Origin of the sequence: Xanthomonas sp. NCPPB 1062 (genome assembly GCF_041481705.2) — a bacterium.
Lineage (GTDB): Bacteria > Pseudomonadota > Gammaproteobacteria > Xanthomonadales > Xanthomonadaceae > Xanthomonas > Xanthomonas euvesicatoria.
Genome location: NZ_CM192987.1, coordinates 3,392,448 through 3,417,615, shown reverse-complemented (window position 1 = coordinate 3,417,615; position 25,168 = coordinate 3,392,448). Strand labels below are relative to the sequence as shown.

The 25,168-nt window shown below is 63.7% G+C and carries 20 protein-coding genes and 1 pseudogene; 10 read left to right on the top strand and 11 right to left on the bottom strand.

Annotation, left to right across the window (positions count from 1 at the left end):
* The 3 genes and pseudogenes from ACCQ16_RS14890 to gcvH all read left to right on the top strand — a co-directional run bounded on the left by ACCQ16_RS14890 (window position 1) and on the right by gcvH (window position 2,257).
* Window positions 1-434 (top strand): annotated as a pseudogene (locus tag ACCQ16_RS14890) (NfeD family protein).
* Between the two features lie 170 nt (window positions 435-604).
* Entirely contained in the window at window positions 605-1,714 is a 1,110-nt protein-coding gene (gcvT, locus tag ACCQ16_RS14885) for a glycine cleavage system aminomethyltransferase GcvT (RefSeq protein ID WP_008572070.1), read from the top strand.
* A 147-nt stretch (window positions 1,715-1,861) separates the two neighbouring features.
* A complete protein-coding gene (gene gcvH / locus ACCQ16_RS14880) occupies window positions 1,862-2,257 on the top strand; it encodes a glycine cleavage system protein GcvH (RefSeq protein ID WP_277572585.1) in 396 nt (131 codons plus the stop codon).
* Here the strand turns inward: gcvH and ACCQ16_RS14875 are convergent.
* Window positions 2,251-2,460, bottom strand: coding sequence for a hypothetical protein (locus ACCQ16_RS14875; protein WP_126952652.1), 210 nt, complete (start codon window positions 2,458-2,460; stop codon window positions 2,251-2,253). The two genes, gcvH and ACCQ16_RS14875, sit on opposite strands and share 7 nt — an antisense overlap.
* 806 nt (window positions 2,461-3,266) lie before the next feature.
* Between ACCQ16_RS14875 and ACCQ16_RS14870 the strand changes: the two genes are divergently transcribed.
* Window positions 3,267-3,734, top strand: a complete 468-nt coding sequence (locus tag ACCQ16_RS14870; protein WP_008572071.1) for a hypothetical protein — start codon at window positions 3,267-3,269, stop codon at window positions 3,732-3,734.
* A gap of 622 nt (window positions 3,735-4,356) precedes the next feature.
* Here ACCQ16_RS14870 and ACCQ16_RS14865 read toward each other — a convergent pair.
* A complete protein-coding gene (locus ACCQ16_RS14865) occupies window positions 4,357-5,736 on the bottom strand; it encodes a serine hydrolase domain-containing protein (protein ID WP_011348211.1) in 1,380 nt (459 codons plus the stop codon).
* A 333-nt stretch (window positions 5,737-6,069) separates the two neighbouring features.
* Between ACCQ16_RS14865 and ACCQ16_RS14860 the strand changes: the two genes are divergently transcribed.
* Both ACCQ16_RS14860 and ACCQ16_RS14855 read left to right on the top strand, forming a co-directional pair.
* The gene (locus ACCQ16_RS14860) at window positions 6,070-7,431 is read left to right on the top strand and encodes an NTP/NDP exchange transporter (protein WP_011348210.1); all 1,362 of its coding nucleotides are present in this window, start codon (window positions 6,070-6,072) and stop codon (window positions 7,429-7,431) included.
* A 179-nt stretch (window positions 7,432-7,610) separates the two neighbouring features.
* Entirely contained in the window at window positions 7,611-7,964 is a 354-nt protein-coding gene (locus tag ACCQ16_RS14855) for a DUF1304 domain-containing protein (RefSeq protein ID WP_277572586.1), read from the top strand.
* 302 nt (window positions 7,965-8,266) lie between these two features.
* Here the strand turns inward: ACCQ16_RS14855 and ACCQ16_RS14850 are convergent, their stop codons facing one another.
* On the bottom strand, window positions 8,267-10,741 hold the full coding sequence (locus tag ACCQ16_RS14850) for an acyl-CoA dehydrogenase (protein ID WP_008572075.1): 2,475 nt from the start codon (window positions 10,739-10,741) through the stop codon (window positions 8,267-8,269).
* Window positions 10,738-11,661 (bottom strand): alpha/beta fold hydrolase, encoded by a 924-nt coding sequence (locus tag ACCQ16_RS14845; protein WP_065627447.1) that lies wholly within the window; start codon window positions 11,659-11,661, stop codon window positions 10,738-10,740. The genes ACCQ16_RS14850 and ACCQ16_RS14845 overlap by 4 nt, the downstream gene beginning before the upstream one ends.
* 136 nt (window positions 11,662-11,797) lie before the next feature.
* Between ACCQ16_RS14845 and ACCQ16_RS14840 the strand changes: the two genes are divergently transcribed.
* On the top strand, window positions 11,798-12,406 hold the full coding sequence (locus tag ACCQ16_RS14840; RefSeq protein ID WP_003482399.1) for a TetR/AcrR family transcriptional regulator: 609 nt from the start codon (window positions 11,798-11,800) through the stop codon (window positions 12,404-12,406).
* A gap of 114 nt (window positions 12,407-12,520) precedes the next feature.
* On the opposite strand, the gene ACCQ16_RS14835 is transcribed toward ACCQ16_RS14840, so the two are convergent.
* From ACCQ16_RS14835 to hslO, 3 genes are all read right to left on the bottom strand, one after another.
* Window positions 12,521-15,373 (bottom strand): TonB-dependent receptor domain-containing protein, encoded by a 2,853-nt coding sequence (locus ACCQ16_RS14835; RefSeq protein WP_218196228.1) that lies wholly within the window; start codon window positions 15,371-15,373, stop codon window positions 12,521-12,523.
* Window positions 15,374-15,615: 242 nt separating this feature from the next.
* Window positions 15,616-16,449: an XOO1806 family protein gene (locus ACCQ16_RS14830; protein WP_029819951.1), complete on the bottom strand. Its 834-nt coding sequence runs from the start codon at window positions 16,447-16,449 to the stop codon at window positions 15,616-15,618.
* Window positions 16,450-16,602: 153 nt separating this feature from the next.
* On the bottom strand, window positions 16,603-17,493 hold the full coding sequence (gene hslO, locus ACCQ16_RS14825; protein ID WP_109290808.1) for an Hsp33 family molecular chaperone HslO: 891 nt from the start codon (window positions 17,491-17,493) through the stop codon (window positions 16,603-16,605).
* A gap of 74 nt (window positions 17,494-17,567) precedes the next feature.
* On the opposite strand from hslO, the gene mtgA reads away from it, so the two are divergent.
* From mtgA to ACCQ16_RS14810, 3 genes are read left to right on the top strand one after another with little or no spacing between them, the layout of a single operon-like run.
* On the top strand, window positions 17,568-18,305 hold the full coding sequence (gene mtgA / locus ACCQ16_RS14820) for a monofunctional biosynthetic peptidoglycan transglycosylase (protein WP_372379999.1): 738 nt from the start codon (window positions 17,568-17,570) through the stop codon (window positions 18,303-18,305).
* Complete coding sequence (locus ACCQ16_RS14815) at window positions 18,302-19,348, top strand: glycosyltransferase family 2 protein (RefSeq protein ID WP_008572082.1); 1,047 nt, start codon at window positions 18,302-18,304, stop codon at window positions 19,346-19,348. The genes mtgA and ACCQ16_RS14815 overlap by 4 nt, the downstream gene beginning before the upstream one ends.
* On the top strand, window positions 19,308-19,736 hold the full coding sequence (locus ACCQ16_RS14810; RefSeq protein ID WP_014090742.1) for a CBS domain-containing protein: 429 nt from the start codon (window positions 19,308-19,310) through the stop codon (window positions 19,734-19,736). The genes ACCQ16_RS14815 and ACCQ16_RS14810 overlap by 41 nt, the downstream gene beginning before the upstream one ends.
* 12 nt (window positions 19,737-19,748) lie before the next feature.
* On the opposite strand, the gene ACCQ16_RS14805 is transcribed toward ACCQ16_RS14810, so the two are convergent.
* The 4 genes from ACCQ16_RS14805 to ACCQ16_RS14790 form a co-directional block, all read right to left on the bottom strand.
* On the bottom strand, window positions 19,749-21,704 hold the full coding sequence (locus ACCQ16_RS14805; protein ID WP_277572588.1) for an AsmA family protein: 1,956 nt from the start codon (window positions 21,702-21,704) through the stop codon (window positions 19,749-19,751).
* Between the two features lie 58 nt (window positions 21,705-21,762).
* Window positions 21,763-22,407 carry a PAQR family membrane homeostasis protein TrhA gene (gene trhA, locus ACCQ16_RS14800; protein WP_008572085.1) on the bottom strand — a complete coding sequence of 215 codons (645 nt, stop codon included), beginning with the start codon at window positions 22,405-22,407 and terminating at the stop codon, window positions 21,763-21,765.
* A gap of 75 nt (window positions 22,408-22,482) precedes the next feature.
* Window positions 22,483-24,087: a peptide chain release factor 3 gene (locus ACCQ16_RS14795; RefSeq protein WP_031423675.1), complete on the bottom strand. Its 1,605-nt coding sequence runs from the start codon at window positions 24,085-24,087 to the stop codon at window positions 22,483-22,485.
* 137 nt (window positions 24,088-24,224) lie between these two features.
* A complete protein-coding gene (locus ACCQ16_RS14790) occupies window positions 24,225-25,130 on the bottom strand; it encodes a M23 family metallopeptidase (protein WP_122272485.1) in 906 nt (301 codons plus the stop codon).
* Window positions 25,131-25,168: the final 38 nt, after the last annotated feature.

The window sequence follows — 25,168 nt, the reverse complement described above, 5'->3', positions numbered from 1 at the left end:
ATGCGCTGGGACGTGGCGGTCTGGGCAGTACTGGCGCTGCTGCTGATTGCGGCCGAGACCCTGGTGCCGGGTGCCTTCCTGCTGTGGATGGGGATCGCTGCCGCAGCGGTGTGCGTATTGGTGCTGGTGTTGCCGAACATCGCGTTGCTGTGGCAGATCGTGGCATTCGTGCTGCTCAGCATCGTCTCAGTGCAGGTGTATCGCGCCTGGTTCCGCGGCAATGGCCGCCAGAGTGATCGCCGCTGCACAATCGGCGTGCCGAGCAGTTGATCGGCCGCTGCGTGCTGCTCGATCAGGCCATCCACGATGGTCGCGGCCGCGCCAAGGTCGATGATGCGTTCTGGGTGGTGGCCGGCCCGGATCTGCCGGCCGGCACGCCGGTGCGCATCGTCGGCGCCGATGGCATGGGCTTGCTGGTGCAGCCGGCCGGTTGATGTATGCGGGCAGGGCAGGGCATTGCGGTGCCGACCTCGGCGTTGTTGCAGCGCGGCGTAGCGTCGCGCTGCGTTCGCGCCCGCAGGCGGCGCAACCACACAGCGGTATGCCGTTCCCCCAAGCGTGACAGGACGGCGATAATGGCCGTCTTTCCTTTGGAACGGCGCACATGACCCAGAAGACCATCCTCAACGACACCCATCGTGCGCTTGGCGCTAAGATGGTCGACTTCGGCGGCTGGGACATGCCGATCCACTACGGCTCGCAACTGGACGAGCACCACCAGGTGCGCCGCGACGCCGGCATGTTCGACGTCAGCCACATGACGGTGGTCGACCTGCACGGTGCGCGCGTGCGCGAGTTTCTGCGCTATTTGCTCGCCAACTCGGTGGACAAGCTCAAGGTCTCCGGCAAGGCGCTGTACACCTGCATGCTCAATCCCCAGGGTGGTGTGATCGACGACCTCATCGTCTACTACATGACGGAAGACTTCTTCCGTCTGGTGGTCAACGCCGCCACCCGCGAAAAGGACCTGCAGTGGATCGGCGAGCAGGCCGCACGCTTCGACGTGCGGGTGGAAGAGCGCAGCGACTTCGCCATGATTGCCGTGCAAGGTCCCAGCGCGCGCACCAAGGTCATCGACCTGCTCGACCCGGCCGACACCGCAGCGGCGAGCAAGCTCGGCCGTTTCGCCGCGCTGCAGACGCGTTCGCGCGATGGCATTGATTTGTTCCTTGCGCGCACTGGCTACACCGGCGAAGACGGTTTCGAGATCGTATTGCCGCAAGAGGCTGCCGTCGCATTCTGGAATGCGTTGCTCGCGCAGGGCGTCAAACCCGCAGGCCTGGGTGCACGCGACACCCTGCGTCTGGAAGCGGGCATGAATCTCTATGGGCAGGACATGGACGATGGCGTTACCCCTTACGAGGCCGGGCTGGCCTGGACGATCGCCCTGGACGAAGGACGCGACTTCATCGGTCGCAGCGTGCTCGAATATCAAAAGGCGCAGGGCGCACCGCGTCAGCTGATCGGTGTGGTGATGGACGAGAAGGGCGTGTTGCGGCATGGCCAGACCGTGCTCACCGCCAGTGGCGAAGGCGAGATCCTGTCCGGCACGTTCTCGCCCACGCTGGGCAAGGCGATCGCCTTCGCGCGCGTGCCGGCCGGCAGCATCGAGCAGCTGCGGGTGGACATCCGCGGCAAGCAGGTGCCGCTGCGCGCAGTGAAGTTTCCGTTCGTGCGCGATGGCCAGGCACAGCCCGGCGTGCTCGGCGACTGACTCGTGTAGCGCCGCGTATTGCGCGCGGCGCTGCGCCCGGGTCCGTATCCGTATCGCCATCGCCCCACCGCCGTGCGTGCACCTGTCTTGTCGCGCGGTCTAAACTAGCCACCTGTCCCCAACCATCATCTTTCCCGGAGCACACCCATGAGCGAGATCCCTGGCGACCTCAAGTTCCTCAAATCCCACGAGTGGGCCCGCGTCGAAAGCAACGGTCGCGTGACCGTCGGCATTTCCGACCACGCGCAGGGATTGCTGGGTGACCTGGTGTACGTCGAACTGCCGGGCGTCGGCGACACCGTGCAGGTCGGCAACGGCGCTGCGGTGGTGGAATCGGTCAAGGCCGCCTCCGACGTCTACAGCCCGGTCAGCGGCACCGTTGTCGACGTCAACAGCGCGTTGAGCGACAAGCCGGAAACCATCAACGAAGACGCCTATGGCGAAGGCTGGATCTTCGTCGTCGAGATGGACGACAAGGAACAGCTCAACGACCTGCTGGACCCGGACGACTATGCCGAGCTGCTCGAAGACGACGATCACTGATCAGGTGTCGTTGCAGCCGGTATCCGATGGCCGCTCATGGAGCGGCCATTTTTTTTGAGCGCGCCTGCGTCGGTGATGCGTGCCTTGGTGCAGCGATGCGGCGCGAGCCGGCGCGCAATCGCAGAGAGGGAGGCGTCGTTCGGTCGACCGCCGACCGCGACGCCGTCGGTGGCATGTCGATGCGGTGGCTCGGCACGATCCAACGTGCATCCACTGCTGGCCCACCTGCACTGCGCCGGATTTCTGACGTGAGTCGTTCGTGAGGGTTTGGCGTGTGCCCGGTGAAAAAATTCTGCGCCATGGCGCCTGTCTCGATCATCGGTTGGTGCACGCGATGGATGCGGTCGTCGGTGCGCGCGGGTGCGTGCATGACGCTCTAGGCGCTCAATAAGTTTGCGCATTTCTGCTCATGCGACGCCGGAAGTGCAGCCGTTGGATAAAAAATTTTCAGCTGGCGGACAGGCGGCAAGCAATGCCATCGCATCGGCTTGACCGCCGTGCCGTCCAAGCGCCCAGGCAGGCACGCAAACGCGCGACACAAAAAAAACAGCGGAAAAGAAGCGCTTTTTTGAAAACGCTGTTGGGCGAGCGCGCTTCTCGCTTGGACGAGTATGTGCAGACGCGGGGTGATTGGCTGGCGTGGACATGGCACGCAGCGATGGTGGGCAAAAAAAAAATTGCAAAAGAGTGTTGACAGTAAAAAAAAGCGTGATTAGGTTTCGCCCAGCAGACATTGCTGCGGAAGAGAGTGAGCAGAATCGACATCGCGCCGACAAGCTTGTTCCGGATGTCCACCGAAGCGCTAATCACGGTGGAGTCGGGTCCGCTTCTCTCCAAGAAAGCAGTTGTCGTTCCGACTACGCACCCGTGTCGCCGTTCGATGCGGGTGTTTCTGTATCCGTTCCGTCGCGCATCATCTGCGGACGGTTCCCGACGACGGCATGCCGTCGCGGGGTTTGGTTCAACTGGGCGTTTCACCTCCATAGTTCACTGACGAGGAGCCAATTACATGGCCACTGCAAAAGCTGCGAAAAAGAAACCCACTGCCAAAAAGGCAGTGAAGAAAACTGCCGCCAAGAAGGCAGTCAAGAAGGTCGCCAAAAAGGCAACCGCCAAGAAGGCAGTGAAGAAGACTGCTGCCAAGAAGGCCGTCAAGAAGACTGCAAAGAAGGCAACCGCCAAGAAGGCAGTCAAGAAGACTGCGAAGAAGGCAACCAAGAAGACTGCCGCCAAGAAGGCAGTGAAGAAGACTGCAAAGAAGGCGACCAAGAAGACAGCCGCCAAGAAGACCGCCAAGAAGGCCGTCAAGAAGACCGCCAAAAAGGCAGTCGCGAAGAAGGCGACCAAGAAGTCCGCCACCAAGAAGAGCGCTGCCAAGAAGCCCGCCGTGAAGAAGGTCGCCAAGAAGAAGCCGGCCGTTCGCAAGAAGAAGGCCGCTCCGGTCGCGCTGCCCGCAACCCCGGCACCGCTGATCTGATCTTGTAATACCCGATCGCCGTAAACATCGAGCTCTCTCCCCGACGCCCAGCGGGGAGGGAGCTTTTTTATGTGCCTGGCACTGGCGTGGTCGGTGCCAGGCTGCGCGTTGCCAGTCTGCAAACGGTGTAGCTGTTGCGGCCGAGCAACGTCGCTGATTCAAGTTCGCGGCATCGAGGCGCCAGACGCGCATGCCGGTCGGCAGTGCAGGCGTCGCCGCGCGATCATTCTGGCTCTGCCGGCCAACCTGGACAGTTGTCGGTCCTTCGCGCGAGGGCACGACAGCACGCCGCCGCTGCCTGACTTGATGGTGGGCCGGCAATGCAGCAGGTCGCAGAGCAAGATCATGCGGCGGACCAAGCCAGGAGATTCCAGAGCCAACCGTTCGGGCTCGCCACGTCGGCACGCCGAACAGATCGGCTCAGTCTCAGCGTTGGTGGCAATGGGCGTTACGCCAGCCAAAGAATTCGGGCATAGCGTGCAATCACGGCCTTGCTCTTGCGCGCCCGGCAGGCATGCCATCGGCGAGCCGCCCAACGCGCATTGGAAACACAGAAACAGCAAAGGCGGCCGAAGCCGCCTTTGCCTACGTCACCGACACGAGGTCAGTGCACGACGTCCACTCAGCGCGGCGAGGCCACCGACTTGCCGGAAGACGCGCCCTTGCCAGCCGGGTCGGGCTTTTCTGCCAGCATGTTTTCGCTGCCGAAGTCGCCATCCACATCGATGTCCAGCCAGCGCTTGGCCGGCAGGCCAAGCGCGCGGTCCAGGATGGTCGGCAGCATGCCCGAGGGCAGGCCGCTTTCGCCGTTCCACAGGATCGCAACACCCAGGTCGCGCTCCGGCAGCAGTGCGACCAAGCCGCGATAACCCTGCACCGCGCCGGCATGGAACACCACTTGATGGCCGGCGTAGTCGAACACGCGCCAGCCCAGCGCATAGCTGGCCGCATCCACGCGCTCGTGGCGCCAGCCCGAACGCATTTCGCCCGGCGTGGAGATCAGCGGCGCGTGCAGCGTCGCAAGCAGCGGTGCAGGCAGCACGTCGGTGCGATGGCCGGTGTGCGCGAGCAGCCACTGCGCCATGTCACTGGCGCTGGCGTTGACGCCCGCAGCGGGCGCCAGACGGTAGTAGGTGGGCTTGGGCGTCAGCGAGACCCAGCCATTGCGGCTGCGCACATGCGGACGTGCCCAGTGCGGGCTCGCCTGGATACCGGCCAGCCCCATGCTGGCGTCGTTCATGCCCAGCGGCTTGAAGATGCGACGCTCTACCGATTGCTCGTAGAAGCTGCCCGATGCGGCGAACACCACATCGCCAACCAGGCTGAAGGCGACGTTTTGATACGCGTAGCAATCGCCCGGTGCGCAACGCAGCGGCGCAGCAGCCAGCTTATGGCTGAGCGAGTAGTAATCGACGTTGGATTCGATATCGCGGTCGTAGGCGTTGCGGGTCAGGCCGACGCGATGGCTGAGCACTTCGGCCACGGTGAGTTGACGGGTGGCGGCGTTGTCGCTGAGCTGGAAGCCCGGCACATAGTCGACCACCTTGCTGTCCCAGCGCAGCACGCCATCGTTGACCAGCAGGCCGGCCATGGTGCCGGCGAAGGCTTTGGACAGCGAAGCCAGGCGAAACACCGTGTGGCCATCGACCGGCTGCGGATGATTGACATCGGTGACGCCATAGCCGCGCGCGCTGAGCACCTTGCCGCCCTGCACGATGGCCATCGCCATGCCGGGCACCCGGTTGCCGTAGGTCAGCTGGTCCGCCATCGATTCGAATGCCGCCACATCGAAACCGGCAGCAGGTGCCAACACTTGGTTGGCCGGCAGCGAGGTGCGATAGGGCAGCGGTGCGGTGGGCGACTGCGCCACAGTGGCCGCCTGCAATGCAGTAGCGGTGAGCGCGGGTGTCTGCGCGGTGGAAGAGAGGGCCAGGGGCAACAACGCCCCGAACAGCCCGATAGCCAACGGTCGGAACCGTCGGCGCGTGCGCATTTCTGTCATGGTTGTCCCGCCTGTTCCGCTGCCTCCGGCGATTCTAGCGCCGCGCTTTGCAATAGCACAAACTGCCGGAAGATGAATGGGCATCGCATTGATCCTATTGATGATTTTAGATTCAGAATTCGAGTATTCCGGTACCGCCGAAGCGTTGCCACGCGCTGGTGCGATACAAGAAGCAAGCAGCGTGCCGGCGCGGAGGGCACCTGGGCCGCAGGCTCCTGCGACTGGTCGCTGGTGGCGCTGCCTCGCATCGGCTAACTTGCGCGCTTCTTTCACAGGTGCTGCCTTTGCCATGTTTTTTCTGTCGGGCCCGCCTGCGCGAGCGGCCGTTACCCCATGACCAGCCCCTCTGCGCCGCGATCTGCGGCTGGCCGTTTGAGCGCGGCACTGCGTAGCTCGCCACCATTGGCATGGTCGTTTCTTTACTTTTTCTGTCTGCTCAGCGGTTACTACGTGTTGCGCCCGGTGCGCGAAGCGATGGGCGCCTCGGCCGACGTAGAGGCGCTCTTTCCCACCGGCATGATCGCGTTCTTCGCCGCGCACGGTGTGCCCTTGAAGGACTTCACGCTGCAGGTGCTGTTTACCTGCACCTTCCTGATCATGGTGCTGCTGCAACCGGTCTACGGCGCTTTGGTCAGCCGCTATCCGCGGCGGGTGTTCCTGCCGGGGGTGTATGGCTTCTTCATCGCCACCCTGCTGCTGTTCTACGTGCTGTTCGACACCGGCGTGCCGGGCCGTGGCATGGCGTTCTTTTTGTGGGTGACCGTCTTCAACCTGTTTGCGGTGGCGGTGTTCTGGAGTTTCATGGCCGATGTCTTCAGCAATGCCCAAGCGCGCAGCTACTACGGCTATATCGGCGCGGCAGGCACGCTGGGTGCGTTTCTGGGCCCGGTCCTGACGCGCGTACTGGTCGAACGTATCGGCATCGCACATCTGATGTTGGTGTCGGCCGGGTTCCTGGCGGTATGCGTGCTCTGCGTGCTGCGCTTGCGGCTGTGGGCCGTTGCGCGCGAACAGGAGGGCCAGCTGAGCTCCGGCGAAGTGCCCATGGGCGGCGATGTGCTCGGCGGCCTCAAGCTGATCGTGCGTGAACCGCTGTTGCGCTGGCTGGCCTTCATGGTGTTGTTCGGCGTGGGCGTGGGGACCTTGCTCTACAACGAACAGGCGGCGCTGGTGCGGCGGCTTTACACCGATGCAGCGGCGGCCACCGCCTATTACTCCAGCATCGACCTGGCGATCAATGCGCTCGCGCTGGTGCTGCAGCTGCTGGTGACGCGCGCGTTGCTGTCGCGCTTTGGTATCGCGCCGGCGTTGTTGATCCCGGGTGTGGCCATCATGCTGGGCTATGCGGCGTTGGCGGCGTCGCCGTTGCCACTAATGATTGCGATCGTGCAGGTGATTACCCGCTCCAGCGAATTCGCACTGGCCAAGCCCGCGCGCGAAACGCTGTACACACGGGTAAATCGCGAGTGGCGCTACAAGGCCGGCGCCGCGATCGATACGGTGGTTTATCGCGGTGGCGATCTCACCTTCGTTTGGGTGCACAAGCTGGTCTCTGCGTTCGGCTCCAGCGCGGTGTTCGGCGTCGGCCTGGTCGTGGCGACCGGCATGACGGTCGGTGCGTTCGGCCTGTTGCGGCAAGCGCGCAAGCTACCCGCCGAGCGCGACGTGGAGACGGACAAGCGCGTTTCCGACTAAGCACCGCGACAGCACATGCGCAGATGCAGCTTGGCGCTCGGCATCGACCAGGCAGGGGGCCTGCGTCTCACACTGGCAGCGCCAGAAGCGCAGGCGCCAGCCCGGTAGTGCAGGTGTGCCGAACAGAACGACCGCAATCGCGGCTATGCTGGCGGCACCATTTTCCGAGGCGGTCTGCCATGTCCCTGTTCGCCATCATTGCCGGCCTGTGCATCGCACTGCTGCACGTCTACATCCTGGTATTGGAAATGGTGCTGTGGACGCACCCGCTGGGTTTGAAGACCTTCCGCAATAGCCTCGAAAAGGCGCAGGCCACCCGCGTGCTCGCGGCCAACCAGGGGCTTTACAACGGCTTTCTGGCCGCTGGCCTGTTTTGGGGCGCACTGGCCGCCCGCGCCGACGTGCTGAGCTTCTTCCTGGTCTGCGTGGTCGTGGCAGGTTGCTACGGCGCCTACAGCGTCAACCGCCGCATCTTCTTCGTGCAGGCGCTGCCGGCGTTGATCGCCTTGGCGCTGGCGTGGCTGCCGTTCTGATCCGGTTGCGGTAGTTGTCCGCTGCACGCAGGAGTGGGGCACTGCTGCGATGAGCTCCTGCTCATAGCCTTAGCGCCTGACTGCCTCAAGCGCGTGACGTGCGCAACTTGCGCGCGTGTTCGGCCCCTGGCACCCGCTCATTCGATGGCCGCCAACTGCGTGGCGTCGCTCACACATGCGTGCTGTCGAAAACTGCAGCTGATCAGGTCTGCAGGCAGCATGCCGGAGACAACACCCATCTCCACAAACAACAACGGCGGGCCGAAGCCCGCCGTCGTCCATTCTCGCCCAAGCTTGACGCCTTACGCGGCTTCGCGCGGCTGTTGCGCCTGCGGCTTGTCGTAGAAGCTGGCCGCACGCAACTCATGCGGATCGAAGTCGTCCACGGTGATGGTGTCCATCATGATCTCGCGCAGCTCTTCCAGCAGCTTGCGCTCTTCCAAGCTGATCACGCCTTCGGCCACGGCTTCGTCCAGCTGCGCCGGGAAATCCAGCGCTTCGATGCCCTTGGTCTTGAGCGCCTTCAGGAACTTGCGCTCCACCGGCTCGGCCATCACCGCCTTGGTCAGGTAGCTGGCGATACGACCGCCCGGATTGTTGGCGCACGGCGTCAGGAACACGCCCTTGGCCAGACGGTCACGCGCCTCGTTGGGCGTCATCAACAGCGAAGCAACGCGATGGCCGAGGCGATCGCCAGGCGCTTCGGCGCGACGGCCGAGCGGGAAGATCAACACCCACATCAACCAGCCCACCGGGCGGATCGGGAAGTTGCGTAGCGCCGCCGACAGCGCGGTTTCGATCTTGTGCACGCTGTCGTGGAAAGCCCAGGCCAGCAGCGGCTGGTCGCTCGCCGGCGCGCCTTCGTCGTGATAACGCTTGAGGATCGCGCTGGTCATGTAGATATGGCTCAGCACATCGCCCAGGCGACCGGACAGCGACTCCTTGAACTTCAACTTGCCGCCCAGCATCAGCATCGACACGTCGGCCATCAAGGCCAGATTGGCCGAATAGCGATCCAGCTTGCGGAAGAACCGACGGGTATACGCATCGCCCGGCGCCGCACCGATGCGCGCACCGGTCAGACCGAACCAGAACGAGCGCACGGCGTTGGAAATACCGAAGCGGATATGACCGAACAGGCTCTGGTCGAACTGCTCCAGGCCACGACGGGTATCGGGATCCTGTGCGGCCTGCATCTCCTTCAACACCCACGGATGGCACAGGATGGCGCCCTGGCCGAAGATCAGCAGGCTGCGGGTCATGATGTTGGCGCCTTCCACGGTCACGCCGATCGGCGCGGCCTGCCAGGCGCGGCCGGCAAAGTTGCGCGGCCCCAGGATGATGCCCTTGCCGCCGATCACGTCCATCATGTCGCTGACCACTTCGCGGCCCATGGTGGTGCAGTGGTACTTGGCGATCGCCGACGGCACCGACGGCACGTCGCCGCGATCCACCGCCGCGGCCGTGGCCTGCGACAGCGCACTGATCGCATAGGCCTTGCCGCCGATCCGGGCCAGCGCTTCTTCCACGCCCTCGAAACGACCCACCGACAATCCGAACTGCTTGCGGATACGCGCATACGCACCGGTGACCACCGCCGCGGCCTTGCTACCGCCGCTGGCGGTGGAGGGCAGGGTGATCGAGCGACCGACAGCCAGACACTCGTTGAGCATGTTCCAGCCCTTGCCCACCATCTCCACGCCACCGATCAGCTGGCTCAGCGGGATGAACACTTCTTCGCCATGGATCGGGCCGTTCTGGAACGGCGAATTCAACGGGAAGTGGCGACGGCCGATTTCCACGCCCGGGGTTTCGCGCGGCAGCAGTGCCAGGGTGATGCCGATGTCCTTCTTGTCGCCGATCAGGCCATCCGGATCGTAGGCGCGGAACGCCAGGCCGATCAGCGAGGCGACCGGTGCCAGGGTGATATAGCGCTTGTCGAAGGTCAGCTTGACGCCCAGCACATTGGCGCCATTCCACTCGCCCTTGCAGACGATGCCGTAGTCCGGAATCGAGGTGGCATCGGAGCCGGCGAACGGACCGGTCAGGCCGAAGCACGGCACTTCCGCACCGACCGCCAACCGCGGCAGGTAATAGTCCTTCTGTTCCGGGGTGCCGTAGTGCAGCAGCAGCTCACCGGGGCCGAGCGAGTTGGGCACGCCCACGGTGGAGCTGACCACGCTGGAGATCGAGGACAGCTTCTGGATCACCTTGTGGTGCGCCAGCGCGCTGAAACCCAGGCCGCCGTACTGCTTGGGAATGATCATGCCGAAGAACTTGTTCTTCTTGATGAAATCCCACAGCTCCGGCGGCAGGTCGGCGTGGACGTGGGTGATTTCCCAGTCGTTGATCATCTTGCACAACTCCTCCACCGGGCCATCCAGGAAGGCCTGCTCTTCGGCGGTGAGTTGCGGCTTGGGATAGTTCAGCAGCTTCTGCCAATCCGGGTCACCGGTGAACAGCTCGCCTTCGAAACCGACCGAGCCGGTCTCCAGGGCAATGCGCTCGGTCTGCGACAGCGGCGGCAGCACCTTACGGAAGAAGCCCATCAGCGGCGTGGTCAGCAGCGGCTTGCGCAGGAACGGCAGCAGCACCGGTGCGGACACTAGCACCACCAGCGCGGCGGCCACGAGGGTGGCGGTGAGATTGGCACCCAGCAGCCAGCACGCCACCAGCACACAGGCGCTGATCGCAACCCACGTGGCAAGGCGCATCCGGTGATAGGCAGCGATACCCGCCGCCAGGATGACGAGGAGGAACGGTGCAATGATGCTCATGGTCTTGCTCCAGTGACATGCTCGGTAGTGTTGGACGCTGCGATGGTGCAAGCCGCCGGCAGTGCGTCCAGATAATGCAACACGGTGGCGGTAAACGTGGTGTTGTCGTCGCCTGCCAGCATGTGCGTGGCATCGGGCAGATGCACGTGCTGCGCATGCGGCGCGATGGAGAGGAATTCGGCAATGTTGGCTGGCGTCACAAGATCGCTGCGTCCGCCGCTGATGAGCAGCATCGGGCAACGCACCTGTGCTGCCGCCTCCAGCAATGCATGCTGCTGGAGCTGGGCGTCCTGACCGGCGAGCTCGTCGACCAGGCGCGGATCCCAGTGCCAATGCCAACGCCCGTCGGCACGCTGCCGCAGCAATGCCTGCAGTTGGCCGGGCGTTTTGCGCGGCCGATGCGGCAGGTAGACGGCAATCGCATCGGCGGCCGCATCCAGCGATGCAAAGCCGTCCGGATGCGCGGTCATGAAGCGCAGGATGCGCTCCACACCCGTGGTGTCCCAGCGTGGCGTGATGTCGACCAGCACGATGGCACGAAACAGGCCGGGCCAGCGCGCTTCGGCCAGTAGCCCGAACAAGCCCCCCATCGACGCAGCAACCAGCACCGGTGGCTCGGGCTGCTCGCCGGCCAGCACGATCAGATCGTCGGTGAATTGCGTTGCCGAGTAGGGGTGATCCGCCGCATTGGCGCTGGAATCGCCATGCCCGCGCGCGTCGTACGACAGGGTGCGGTAGCCCCTGTCAGCCAGCGTCGCGGCAGTGGCGTCCCAGGCATGTCGGGTCTGTCCAAAGCCATGTGCGAACAGTACCGACGGCGCGTGTTCGGCACCCCGCATCGACACCGCGAGCACTGCGTCGCCAGCGTTGACGCTGGACAGGGACGCAGTGGAGGCGAGGCTAGCGGGTGAGATGACCATACTTAATGGTATGGATGCACGATGGCGACTGTCAATACTCAATCGTATGGACGGTTAAGCCACTGAATCATGGCGCTGATATGTCAATTTCGTGATGCATACTGCAACTGACACAAGCGTATGGTTAAATCGCGGCATGAACGACACCATCGACTCCAGCCTCACCACGCCCCGCGCCAGCTCCGGTCGCGGCAATCGCCTCAGCGCGGACGATTGGGCACAGGCCGCGCTCGACCTGATCGCCGAACAAGGGGTGGGCGCGGTTGCAGTCGAGCCGCTGGCGCGCCGGCTCGGCGTCACCAAAGGCAGCTTCTACTGGCACTTCCCCTCGCGCGACGCTCTGCTGCAGGCGGCCCTTGAGCGCTGGGAAATCTTCGAGCAAAAAGAAGTGTTCGGCAGCCTGGAAGACGTACCCGACCCCAGCGCTCGCCTGCGCGCGTTGTTTCAGCTGGTTGCCCACGAAGTCAAACCGCACGTCATCTATAGCGAACTGCTCAAGGCACTCGACCACCCGGCCGTGCGCCCGGTCATCGACCGCGTTTCGCAACGTCGCCTCGATTACCTGATCGCCTCGTTCCGCCAAGCCGGCCTGACCCGCACCGACGCCCAGCACCGCGCTCGCCTGGCCTACGCCGCCTATGTCGGCTTCCTGCAACTCTCGCTGCAATTGCAACAGCCCAAGCCGGCCCGGGAAGATTTCGAAGCCTACGTCGAGCATGTGATCCAGACGTTGATTCCGGGGTGAGCTATTGGGCGTGCGTAGCAGCGCCAGCGAGATGTCTGACAGTGAGGACTAACGAAAAGGCCGCGATTCTTTCGAATCGCGGCCTTTTGATACTGACTTTTTCTAAACCAATTATCAGAACTTCTGGGTGTAGCGCATGTAATAGAAGCGACCCGGGATTTCGTACTGCGGATCGAAGCTATTTGCAAACGCCGTAGCAGATTGCGGCGGATCCCGATCAAACGCGTTGTTGACGCCGACCGTGACACGCGCATTCCATGGCGCCTTCCAGTACGCACTGATATCGGTATAGGTCACGCTCGGGATGTGGTTGCGAGGTGCTGCACCTGCACTGGTGACACGATTCGGATCCGAGCAGAGCAGGCCAATGTTGACCGGGTTGCTGACGTTGGCGCCGATGCAGTTTTCGACCTGCGAGCTGTAGTAACGCATCGCCACAGAGCTGCCGATGTCGCCCAATTCCCAGTTGGCCATCAGGTTAGAGCGGATGCGCCAGTTATTGTCCTGCGCCGAGCCGCCCCGATACAGGCCAACGCGGGTTTCCGGATCCTGGAGCGGCTTCTCAACCACGAACTTGCTGAGGTAGGTCGAATCCCACACGAAACTGAAATTGCCCCAGGCCGTATCAGGCAGGCGGTAACCAATCGTCAGGTCGTAGCCTTCTGCTTCGATCCTGGCGATGTTGTTCGGGACCGCCAGCAGGTTCGAAATTTCACCGGTGGCTTCACGCTGGATGAGAGAGCAGGCGTTCGCCACGCCAGCCAAGTAGCAGCTGTTGAGCGTTTCCTGCACGGTTTGAGTGTCGATCGCATCTTCGATCTGAATGTTCCACCAATCGAGCGAAACATCCAGGCCGGTCACCCAGCCCGGGCTGAAAACGAAGCCCAACGTCTTGGAGGTGGACGTTTCAGGCTTCAAACGCTGGTTGCCACCCGTCGCGGTACGGACCTGCGGGTTCGCCTGCGCGTAGGCCGGCACCGAGCCGCAAGACCCAGGACGCGAGGTATTCACTGCTCCAGTATCGTACGAGCCTGCGCAAGGATCGCGGACGTCCTCGAACGTATCGCTGACGCCCTGGAACAGTTCGCTGATCGAAGGTGCACGGAAGCCTTGCGACCAGTTACCGCGGATCATCAAGTCAGTGATCGGCTTCCAGCGGAAACCGAACTTGCTGTTGGTGGTGTCGCCGAAGTTGCTGTAGTCCGAATAACGGGTAGCCAGGCTGAAATCCAGCAGCTGAGCGCCCGGCAGATCGGCGAGAAGCGGCACGGCCAATTCAAGATAGGCTTCGTCGAGCTTGTAACCACCACTGGTGGCGGTGCGCGCGTTGCCGGTGGTATCGCCGGAATTGATCAGCGCATCCGGATCGTCGAAACCGGATTCTTCGCGGTGCTCGACACCCAGCGAGAAAGCGAACGCGCCTCCCTGCATATCGAAGAGTTCGCCGCCGACGTTGCCGTAGTAGGTCTTCTGCTCGTAGCCATAAAGGTCATGGGCATTGAAGCCGGCATACCGCAGCATTTCCGGAGTGAGCGACCCGGGCCCGTGGAGCATGTCCATCGGGACGCAGCCATCGATGGTGTTTGCTGCAGTGCCGCAGCGCGCTGCACCGGAGGCGTCGACGAACGACGGACCGAGGGCGTTACGCAGCGCAGAAATATTGAACAGGCCGGTGGTGCGCTCGGTCTGGTCGTTCTTGCCGTAGAACATGCCTGCTTCCCAACTGAAGAAGCGCTGGCCAACTTCAAAGTCGCCTTCGAATGCACCGTTGAAGCCGAACGTTTTTACGTTCTGGGTGAAGATACGGCCGCCGGTTTCCTCGGCGCGATACTGGATGTAGTCGATATCGCGGCCGGTGTTGTTGTAGATGTTTGCAGCCGAAATGACGATGTCAGCACCGTTGGTGCCGGGCGCCGAACGACCGAGAACGATCGGCATCGGTGCAAGCACCTGCGTCGATTCGCGTTCGTTATAAGTAACAGTCGTCTTGAAACGGACATTGTCGGTGATCGACAGGCCAGCGTCAGCGAAGACCGACTTGCGCTCCTGCGGCGTCACCAAGTAGTTCGCGGGTGCGAAGTTGTAGCTGTCGGCCGCGGTGTAGTTGCGCGAGGTGGTGCCACCATCGGTGGTGATCGAGAAGCCGGGCGTGCCATTGAAGCGGGTTGAGCCGAATGTCGGTGCGCCGGTAGTCGGGTCCGGACCAGTCGATCCGAAAATGCCAAAACGTCCACCCGGAATGGTCGTGCTGTTGCCGGTACGGGGCACAGCGCCAAACACCGGGACGGAGGAGATCTCGCGATTGCCTGCCCAAACCGGCTCTTCCTTGACGTAACCCACGCCCAGGGTGGCGTGCCAACGGTCGCCAGTCGAGCCGATCGTGAAGTCGTAGGATTCGCGGCTGCCATCACCCTTGTCGTACTGACCAAAATAGGCGTTGGCTTCCGCGCCATCGAAATTCTGGCGCAGGATGATGTTGACGACGCCGGCGATGGCGTCCGAACCATAGATGGTGGAGGCGCCGTCCTTCAGGACTTCGATGCGCTCGACGGCAGCAGTCGGAATCGTGTTGAGGTCGACCGCGCCGCCCAGGCCCGTGCCACCAACCCAGCGGCGACCATTGACCAGCACCAGGGTGCGGTTGGAGCCGAGGTTGCGCAGGTTGACGCGGGTTTCGCCGTTGCCACCATTGTTGACGTTAGTGTTGAGCGCGGAACCATTGGTTGCGATGTTCTGGATTACATCGCCGATCGAGGTCAAGCCCTGCGACTCGATCTGCTGACGGCTCATGCTGAAGACCGGCTGCGATGTTTCGACGTCGGCGCGCTTAATGCGCGAACCCGTCACTTCGATCTTGTCGAGGTTGGTGGTGCCGGCTTCCTGGGCGATGGCGGTGCCGGTACCGCCCACACCCACGACGAGCGCGAGGACAACTGCATCGCGCAGCTTGTTGGACTTGCAATTCATTAGCTCTCTCTCCAAGTGATCTTGGGTACTGCCAAGGGTTGTTTGCCTGCCGGGGGTTCCGAAAAAAGCGGATCCAAAACGTCAGGGTGAACCGATGGTATATGCGTTGCGAGAGAAATTAAAGTCCCGTTAACGAAAAAGAAGAAGGTTGTGAAAGTGGCAGCCGGGCGCGTGATCCGCAACGAAAAACGCCACCGGCTGCGGGCCGATGGCGTTATGAGAATTGCTATGGAATCAGTGGGTTACAGGTCCTGCTCGTATCTGACGTACGGAACCGTACCGTCGCTGTTGCTCTCGTTACTCGGTGCGAACGGGTTCTTGCCGCGGGAAATGACGTTCTCGGCGCCAACGGTGAGTTGGCCGCTCCAGGGGGTGCGCCAAGTCAGGCCCAGGCCCAGGCCTTCCCACTTTTCGGGCTGGCCCGGGACATCGACGACGCGACCAATGACATTTGCGCTAAAGGCACCGTAGCCGCCGCCAACGCTCAAGGTCTTGCTGTCCCACTGGTCGGCAATGGCCGGGGATACATCGGCCAGCGGGACCAGGCGTGCGCGAGCATACGTGCCGCCGATCGAAACAAAGCCTTCGCGGCCGATGTTCTTCTGCCCGAAGACGGTTAGGTCGTTTTGCTCGACACGCGTCAACGGGGCCTTGCCTGCACCGATCAGCCAGGCGGGCAGGGTGTCGCGGCCAGTGCCGGCAGTGACGCCCACCCGGCCAGTGCCGCGATTGAAGCCCAGCGTGCCGGACACGCGGCGCGAGGCAGCCGCGCTGTCTTCTTCGTCATCGCCGATGCCTGCAAGCAGGCAGTGGCTGGCAAGACCGCTGATGTTGGTGCCGCGGCTGCTGTTGCAGAGCAGGCCAAGCGAGTCGCCGGAGCTCAGGCCAAACGCCGCATCGAGCGAGTTGCGGCCGAAATGCCAGCGTGCACCGGCTTTCTGCTCACCGGTCGGCTCCAGGTACAGAAAGGCTTCCACCTTGCCGCTGCCCTTGTTCCACACCGGCAGGATCGTGCTTTCGCGCAACTGTTGCGCCGACTGCGCATGCACGCCTGTGGCCGCCGCGAGGGCAACCATCAAAGCTAGCGGGAGGCGCAGGAGGTATCGCATACCAGAGGTCAGACCCAGGGGCAGTTGTTAAGTTCCCGAGAGCGGGCAAGTAGGATGCTAGGGTGTTTATGATTATTTAACAAGTGGTCGCGTGCCCCCAGAACGCAACCGTCATCCTATCTATTGCAACCTTTCCGGCGCTTCCTGCGAGGGCTGCGCCGCGTTGAAAAGTACGTCCAGCGCGGTCAACGGAAAGTGATACTCACGACCGCAGAATTCGCAGCGCACCTCGACTTCGCCAGTAGCCTCGGCGGCCGCGCGCGCCTCCTCTTCGCCCAGCGATTGCAGCATCGAGGCAACCCGCTCGCGCGAACAGGAGCAGCCGAAGCTGAGTGGCTTGCTGCCGAGCAACTGCGGCGCTTCTTCGTGGAACAGGCGATGCAGCAGGTCCTGGCCGGCGACCGAGAGCAGCTCCGGTGCGCCCAGGGTGTCGAACAGGGCCCCGATGCGGGTCCAGCCATCGTTATCGCCTTCATCGCCGGGGAGCTTCTGCAGCAGCAGGCCGGCGGCCTGATCCGGGCCAGCGGCCAGCAGCAAGCGCGTCGGCAACTGCTCGGACTGCTGGAAATAGGTTTCGAAGGCTTCGGCCAGATCAGGTGCCTGCATGCCGACCAGACTCTGGTAGCGCTGCGGCTCGCGCGGGTCCAGGCCGGGGTTCTCGATGGTGATCGCCAGCAGCGCGGCCTCGCCCAGTTCGCGCAGGTCGGTCGGCGCATCCGCATCCTCGGCCAGCTGCACGATGCCGCGCAAGGTGCCGGCGGCGGTGCATTCGGCAAACAGGGTGCGCAAGATGTCGTTGCCGCGCAGTTGCACCGACAGGCGCCCGTCGACCTTGGTGTGGCCGGTGAACAGTGCAGCGGCCACCGCAGCTTCGCCGAGCAGCTGGCGCGCGGCGGGTGGGTAGGCGGCGGCACCCTGGATGTCGTGCCAGGCCTTGGTCAGGCGCACATGGACGCCGCGCACGCCGGCGGCGGGCAGCAGGAAACGGGAAAGCTGATCGTGATCGGTCATGGAAACATCGGGCGTAAGGGACGCGGGTTGCCGGATAATGCGGCAGGCATCGGGATTGAAGGTCGTAGCGAACAATGGGGACGGATGCATGGGATGGCAAGCAGGCGGCGCCACCGCGGCGCTGGTTGCGCTGGCTGATGGCGGCACCGCTGCTGTTTGCAGCGGCGAGCGTGCTGCAGGTGCTGATCTTGCGGGTGGTCGATCCGCCGATCAGCAGCATGATGGTGGGGCGTTACCTGGAAGCCTGGGGCGAGGGCGACTGGCGTTTTTCGCTGCATCAGCAGTGGCGTGTTTACGACAAGATCGCCGCAAGCCTGCCGATTTCGGTGGTGGCTGCGGAGGATCAGCAGTTTCCGATGCACCACGGTTTTGACTTGCAGGCGATCGAGAAGGCGCGCGATCACAATGCCCGCGGTGGACGCGTGCGCGGCGCCAGCACCATCAGTCAGCAGGTCGCCAAGAATGTGTTCCTGTGGCAGGGCCGCAGCTGGGTGCGCAAGGGTCTGGAAGCCTGGTACACGGTGTTGATCGAGCTGTTCTGGCCGAAGCAACGCATCCTGGAGATGTATCTCAACGTGGCCGAGTTCGGCGACGGGGTGTATGGCGCGCAGGCGGCTGCACAGCAGTTCTGGAGCAAGGATGCGGCAGGCTTGTCGCCAAGCGAATCGGCACGCCTGGCAGCGGTGTTGCCATCGCCACGGCGCTATGACGCGCGTCGTCCTGGTGCATTCGTGCAGCGGCGTGCGACGTGGATCCAGCGGCAGGCGCGCCAGTTGGGCGGCCCTGCCTATCTGCAGGGGCCATCACGGTGAGCACGATCGAGACTGCGCAACTGCCGCCGGCACCCGAACGCCTGACGGTGCTCATCGCGGCCTTCAATGAAGAAACCAGCATTCCGCTGCTGCATCCGCGCCTGTGCGCGGTGTTGGCGCAGCTGCCCGGACTTCAGACGCACGTGCTGTATGTCGACGACGGCAGCACCGATGGCACCTGGGAGGTGTTGCATGCGCTGACCGAAGCGGATGCGCAGGTGAGTGCGGTGCGGTTGTCGCGCAATTTCGGCAAGGAAGTGGCGATTTCTGCCGGACTGGACCACGTGCTCCCGGGTGCGGTGGTGTTGCTCGATGCCGATGGCCAGGATCCGCCGGAGCTGATCCCGGAATTCGTTGCGCTATGGCGTGGCGGCTACGACAACATCTTCGGTACGCGGGTCATTCGCGAGGGCGAGAGTTGGCTCAAGCGTAGCGCTGCGCACGCGTTTTATCGGGTGATCCGGCGCTTGTCGCGTACCCCGATTCCTGCCGATACCGGCGATTTCCGCTTGCTGTCGCCGCGTGTCGTGCAAGCCTTGCAGCAGCTGCGCGAGCGCCACCGTTTCATGAAGGGGCTCTTCGGCTGGGTCGGGTTTCGCCAGGTAGCGCTGCCGTATCGGCGTGAGCCGCGTCTGTCTGGGCACAGCAAGTTCACGGTATGGCGGCTGTGGAATTTCGCGCTCGATGGCATTACCAGTTTTTCCACGGTGCCGCTGCGCGCGGCAACATATCTGGGCCTGCTGACCGCGGTGCTGGCGTTCCTGTTCGGCGCGTGGGTCGTCATCAAGGCTGCGCTGATGGGCGACCCAGTGGCCGGGTGGCCGACGCTGATGTCGGTGATCCTGTTTCTGGGGGGCGTTCAGCTGATTGCCCTGGGCCTGATTGGCGAATACCTGGGCCGCCTGTACGACGAGGCCAAGCAGCGCCCGCTGTATCTGGTCGATACCCACCGCGGCGCGGTGGGAGTAGTCTGCGATCACCAGACCAAGCGCGGAGCGGGCCATGCAGACCGTACGACAGCTGTTGGGGACCAAGCAGGTTGAGGTATTTGCGGTTGCCGCCGATGCCGCGGTGATCGAGGCGATTCGCCTGATGGCCGAAAAGGCTATCGGCGCGGTCCTGGTGATGGAAGGGACGCGCTTGGTCGGTATCGTTTCCGAGCGCGATTACGCACGCAAGGTGGTACTGCGCGATCGCGCGTCTTCCACGACCAGCGTCGCCGAGATCATGAGCGCCGAGGTGGTGACAGTGACGCCGTCGGACACGGTGGAGCGCTGCATGCAACTCATGACCGACGGACGCTTTCGCCATCTGCCGGTGGTCGAAAACGGCCGCGTGCAAGGCGTGATTTCGATCGGCGACCTGGTCAAGGCGGTGATCGAAGCGCAGCGGCAGGATATCGACCAGCTGCAGCGTTACATCGCCAGCTGACGCTGCGCTGCCTTACTGCGCGTACTTGCCGCCGCAATCGCTGTCCTTGCCCGGGCCTGGTTCGAAGGTCGCAAGCAGGGCAGCGGGCGGTGCGACGCTGCCGAGCGCGACCGCGATCGCGCCGCGCACGCCCAACGCCTTGAAGTCGGGGCGGAAGCTTGGGTCCTTGAAGGTGCCGCCGATCCGCAGCGGCGAGCGCAAGCTGAGGATGCTGCGATCTTTCGGGCGCGGACGCAGCAGCAGATCGAGCGTTTCGTTCTTGAGGCTGATGTTGCCTTCGCCGACGATGATGGTGTCGGTGCTATCGAAGGCCAGTGCCCGCGACTGCATCAGCCCGTCCTGCACGCCGAAGTCGCCGAAGATGCAGCGCACGGGGATCTGCCGGTCCTTGGTGAGCAGGTATTTCAGCGATTCTGCGATGTCCAGGCCAGCCAGCTCCATGATCAGGTTGCCGACATGGCCGCGGCCCATGCCGACGCCGATGCTGCCATCGGCGCTGCCGAGCATCGCGGCGATGGAGTTGCCGCGGCCACGCAGATCCAGCTCGCCGCCGATCGCACCCGAGGCCTGCTTGGCGAGCGCGGCATCGGGAAACAGCTGATCCAGACGAATGCCGCGAATGCTGGCCTTCAGTTGGGTGGTGATGACTGCATTGCGCGCATCCATGCCGATGGTGGAGCGGATGTCGCCGCCGGCAACGCCGAAGTTCAATGGGTCCAACCGCAGCAAGCCGTCTTTCAAAGTCAGCGCGGCATCCATGTCGTCCAGTGGCCAGGACGGCGCGTTGATGCGCTGCGCACGCCAACGGACCTGGGCATCCATCGCACGTAACTTGGACAAGTCGTAAGGCGTTGCCGGTAGAACGCGAGGGCTGGCGGCAAGCTGCGCGGCCTGCCTTTTCTGCTCGGCGTTTGCCGATTCGTTGGTTCCGGTCTTTGGGGGCGCGCCGACGAACCCGGCCAGATCGTCGAAATCCAGCCGCTTGGACGCCAGGTCTGCGCGCAGGAACGGGCGCTTGTTGCGCAGGTCGATCTCTGCAGTGCCGGAAAGATCGCTGTCACCGGCAGTGCCGGTGAACTTTTCATAGCGCCAGACATCGCCGTCGCGGCGCAGGCGGCCGTCCAGCTTGTAAGGCGGCGTGGAGGGCATCGCGACGCCGATCAGCGGGTACAGGTCTTCCATATCCTGCCCGCTGAGCGCCATCTGCAGGTCGAACACCCGGAACTGAAACGGATTGGTCAAGGTGCCGCGCACGTGCGTCCGCGTGGCGCCGGCGCTGCCGCGCAGATCGATGCGGAAGGGGTGTTCGGTCTGGCTCAATTCCAGTGGCGAGGCGGTATTGCCCTTGAGCGAGAACGGGTAGCCTTTCCAGCGACCCTTGCCATCGATGCCGATCGGCGCAGCGCGCTGGTCGCTGCTGGGCGGCGCCAGGCTGTTGATCGCCACATCCACGTCCGAGCGGCTGGCATCGTCGATATATTGCAGCCGCCCGTTGTTCACCAACAGGCGGCCCAGGCGCGGCATGCTGCCGTCGCCATCGCTCTGGTCGAAGACCCAGTTACCCGGATGGCTGTCGTTGCCGGCTTCCAGCAACAGGGTGGGGTGCTCCAGCCGGATCTCCGGCAGCCGCAGACTGCCGCGCAGCAATGGCCAGAATTCGACATCGATCTCGGCCGCGTTCATTTCTGCCATCGCGCCGCGCTTGGACCAAAGCGCATTGCCCAAGCTCAATCGCTCGCCGCGCACCGTGGTGATACGGCCCAGATCGACATCCAGATGGCCCAGATGAAATTCGCGCCCGGTCTTCGCGCTGACCGCGCGTTCGACCGGCCCGCGTAACCAGTTCCAGTCGAACAGCAGGACGAAGATCGTTATGAGGACAGCAACGATGCCGAGCCCGATCCACCAGCGGCGACGGCGCGAGACGCGGGCGGGCGATCGAGCGGGAGAGGAGGGCACGTTGTTCACGTGCACAATGGTTGGCGATGGCTCGTGCACGGCGCGCGAACGCGCTGTCGGTCACAGATCACATCACCTGCGCGGTCACCGCAACGAAGTGGCAAGCGCTACCGGCGAGCACGAACAGATGCCAGATGGCATGGAAGTAACGCTGGGTGTCGCGCTGATAGAAATACGTGCCCAAGGTGTAGAAGAGCCCGCCAGCCAGCAGCCAGCACAGCGACCAGGTGTCGACAGAGCGCAGCAGCGGCTCGATAGCCACGATGATCAGCCAGCCCATCGCCAGATACAGCACCGTCGAGAGCAATCGAAAGCGACCGGTAAAAAACAGTTTGAAGATCACCCCGGCGGCGGCGATCGTCCAGATGGCGGCGAATAATCCCCAGCCCCAGGGGCCGCGCAGATTGATCAACGTAAACGGTGTGTAGGTGCCGGCGATCAGCAGATAGATCGCGCAATGATCGAGCACCTGCAGGCGCGCCTTGGCGCCCGGATGCGGAATGGCATGGAACAGCGTGGAGGCGACGTAGAGCAATACCAGCGTGGCACTGAACACGATGGCAGTGGCCAGTTGCCAGCCATCGCCATAGATGGCGGCCAGCGTGATCAGCACCGAACCACCAGCCAGTGCGGCAACCGCACCCAGGCCGTGCGTGACGGCACTGGCGATTTCGTCGCGCAGGTCGGTCGAGGGGGAGGCGTCTGCGTTCATGCCAAAAAGGTACCGCAATTGCGAGCAATTCGCATCGCCAGCGGTACCGCACGCTTGCCGCAGGTCATGTGCAGGTCAATCGATCGCCTTGACATGCGCATGTTCGCGGGTGGCCGAAAAGCGCACATCCGGCGCGCGTTCCTGTGCCAGCTGCAGATTCACGCGAGTCGGTGCCAGGTACACCAGCTGGCCGGCCGCGTCGATGCCCAGGTTGCCGGCATTTTTTTCGCGAAATTCTTCCAGCTTCTTGGGATTGTCGCAGTGCACCCAGCGTGCAGTGGTGACGCTCACCGGCTCGAAGATCGCATCCACGCCGTATTCGTCCTTGAGCCGGTACGCGACCACGTCGAACTGCAATACACCGACCGCGCCCAGGATCAGGTCGTTGCTCATCAACGGGCGGAAGAATTGCGTGGCGCCTTCTTCGGACAGCTGCGCCAGGCCCTTCTGCAATTGCTTGAGCTTGAGCGGATCGCGCAGGCGCGCGCGGCGGAACAGTTCCGGCGCGAAGTTGGGAATGCCGGTGAACGACAGCGATTCGCCTTCGGTAAAGGTGTCGCCGATGGAAATGGTGCCGTGGTTATGGATGCCGATGACATCGCCCGGCCACGCTTCTGCGGCGATCTCGCGATCGGACGCCATGAAGGTCAGTGCATTGGCCAATTTGACGTCCTTGCCGCTGCGCACATGCAGCGTCTTCATGCCGGCAGTGAACTTGCCAGAGCACACGCGCATGAAGGCCACGCGGTCGCGATGCTGCGGATCCATGTTGGCCTGAATCTTGAACACGAAGCCGCTCAATTTGGCTTCGGTCGGCTCCACGCGGCGGCCGGTGGTCTCGCGCGCCTGCGGCGGCGGTGCGTGTTCGACGAAGAAATCCAGCAACGGTTGCACGCCGAAATTGTTGACGCCCGAACCGAAGAACACCGGGGTCTGCTGGCCGGCGCGGTACGCGTCAAGATCGAACGGGTTGCTGGCACCTTGCACCAGTTCCAGCTCCTCGCGCAGCTCGTCCAGCATCTGTTCGCCGATCTTTTCGACCAGGCCGGGCGCCTCCAGCGAGGGGAAGATGGTGGAATCCTGACGGGTGAAATTGCGCCCCTGTTCGTACAGATGCACTTCGCCGGAGATCAGGTGCACCACGCCCTTGAGGCGCTGGCCCATGCCGATCGGCCAGGTGACCGGCGCGCACTGGATGCCGAGCACGGTTTCCACTTCATCCAGCAGATCGATCGGGTTCTTGCCCTCGCGATCGAGCTTGTTGATGAAGGTCATGATGGGCGTGTCGCGCAGGCGACAGACTTCCATGAGCTTGATGGTGCGTTCTTCCACGCCCTTGGCCACGTCGATGACCATCAGCGCCGAGTCCACCGCGGTGAGGACGCGGTAGGTATCCTCGCCGAAGTCGGCGTGGCCGGGCGTGTCGAGCAGGTTGACGATCTTGCCCTCGTACGGGAACTGCATCACCGAGGAGGTCACCGAGATGCCGCGCTCTTTTTCCAGCGCCATCCAGTCCGAGGTGGCATGGCGTGCGGCCTTGCGGCCCTTCACCGAGCCGGCCATCTGGATCGCGCCGCCGAACAGCAACAGCTTTTCGGTCAGCGTGGTCTTGCCGGCATCTGGATGGGAAATGATGGCGAAGGTGCGCCGGCGCGCGGCTTCGTTGGAGACTTCGGACATGGGCGGGGGCGCGCCCGGTCGGACGCCTGCGGAAACTGAGGAAGCCGACGATTATAGCGGCTTCGCTGCGGCACGCTTTTGCGGCAGGGGTTGGGCTCGGCGATTTGGGCGGCGGACGTCGGTCAAGCCTGCGGCGGTCAGGGCGCCGGCGAGGGAAACCGTAGCTCGCCCTGCGGGCCGAGCATGCGGAACGGCAACGAGAGCAACTGCATGTCGGCATTGCGCTGGATTGCAAAATGCAGATGCGGCGCGGTGCTGAAGCCGGTATTGCCTGAGGCGCCAAGCCGTTCGCCGGTGCGCACCGCCTGGCCAGGTCGCACCGCCACGCCGTCGGGCGCCAAGTGGGCGTACAGGGCCATGCTGCCGTCGGCATGCAGGACGCGCACCAGGTTGCCGCCGCCAGCGGCGGGGTCGCTTGGGGTGCTGTCGAGGACATCGCGCTGCACTTCCATGACCACGCCCTCGCGTGCTGCCAGCACCGGCGTGCCCTGCGGCATGGCGAAGTCCACCGCATACCAGTTGGGCGGATCGGCGTGGCTGAACTGCCCGCCAAAGCCCTGCGCCACCTGCACCGGCACGTCGTGGAATGGCAATTGATAGCGCACAGGCTGCGGGGCGGCCCTCGGATCGCCCGGAACCACCTCGAGCGTGAGGCCGAAACCGCCCAGGGTGCGCTGATTGCTGGCTGGATACAGCCGGGTCACGAGGCGGCGCTCGTGTGCGGCCAACTCGAGCGTCAGCGGTAATTGCGGCACGGCGCGGTAATCCTCGCTGGGCGGTGCGCTCAGGCGCAGTTGCGCAGGCCCGGCCAGTGGATTGGTGACCCAGGCCAGATACACCGGTGCCTGCCATTCCAGTTGCAGCGAGGCGCCAGTGCCTGTGGCTGTCGTCGCGGGTTGTGCGCCAGGTGCCTGGGGCGAGTGCTTTGCAGCGCCGGGCCAGTGCCAAGGCTGTTGTGCGTGTGCCGCAGGTACCCAGGCCGGCAGCAAGACGCATGCCGCGATCAGGGCGGGCAGGGCAGTACGAGACACGTGGTAGGGCACGCCATCGACTCGAGCAAGGGGGCGCAAGTATGCGGCCC

Bases quoted from the DNA above. Each gene is read 5' to 3' on its own strand.
- ACCQ16_RS14850 (WP_008572075.1), bottom strand. From the start codon at position 10,741: ATGAGCATCATTGCACCGTTCCTCCTCGTCATCCTGGCGGCGGGTATC.
- ACCQ16_RS14840 (WP_003482399.1), top strand. From the start codon at position 11,798: ATGAACGACACCATCGACTCCAGCCTCACCACGCCCCGCGCCAGCTCC.
- ACCQ16_RS14835 (WP_218196228.1), bottom strand. From the start codon at position 15,373: ATGAATTGCAAGTCCAACAAGCTGCGCGATGCAGTTGTCCTCGCGCTC.
- mtgA (WP_372379999.1), top strand. From the start codon at position 17,568: ATGGGGACGGATGCATGGGATGGCAAGCAGGCGGCGCCACCGCGGCGC.
- ACCQ16_RS14865 (WP_011348211.1), bottom strand. From the start codon at position 5,736: ATGACAGAAATGCGCACGCGCCGACGGTTCCGACCGTTGGCTATCGGG.
- ACCQ16_RS14795 (WP_031423675.1), bottom strand. From the start codon at position 24,087: ATGTCCGAAGTCTCCAACGAAGCCGCGCGCCGGCGCACCTTCGCCATC.
- ACCQ16_RS14845 (WP_065627447.1), bottom strand. From the start codon at position 11,661: ATGGTCATCTCACCCGCTAGCCTCGCCTCCACTGCGTCCCTGTCCAGC.
- ACCQ16_RS14860 (WP_011348210.1), top strand. From the start codon at position 6,070: ATGACCAGCCCCTCTGCGCCGCGATCTGCGGCTGGCCGTTTGAGCGCG.
- trhA (WP_008572085.1), bottom strand. From the start codon at position 22,407: ATGAACGCAGACGCCTCCCCCTCGACCGACCTGCGCGACGAAATCGCC.
- ACCQ16_RS14870 (WP_008572071.1), top strand. From the start codon at position 3,267: ATGGCCACTGCAAAAGCTGCGAAAAAGAAACCCACTGCCAAAAAGGCA.
- hslO (WP_109290808.1), bottom strand. From the start codon at position 17,493: ATGACCGATCACGATCAGCTTTCCCGTTTCCTGCTGCCCGCCGCCGGC.
- gcvT (WP_008572070.1), top strand. From the start codon at position 605: ATGACCCAGAAGACCATCCTCAACGACACCCATCGTGCGCTTGGCGCT.
- ACCQ16_RS14855 (WP_277572586.1), top strand. From the start codon at position 7,611: ATGTCCCTGTTCGCCATCATTGCCGGCCTGTGCATCGCACTGCTGCAC.
- ACCQ16_RS14810 (WP_014090742.1), top strand. From the start codon at position 19,308: ATGCAGACCGTACGACAGCTGTTGGGGACCAAGCAGGTTGAGGTATTT.
- gcvH (WP_277572585.1), top strand. From the start codon at position 1,862: ATGAGCGAGATCCCTGGCGACCTCAAGTTCCTCAAATCCCACGAGTGG.
- ACCQ16_RS14830 (WP_029819951.1), bottom strand. From the start codon at position 16,449: ATGGTTGCCCTCGCGGCGGCCACAGGCGTGCATGCGCAGTCGGCGCAA.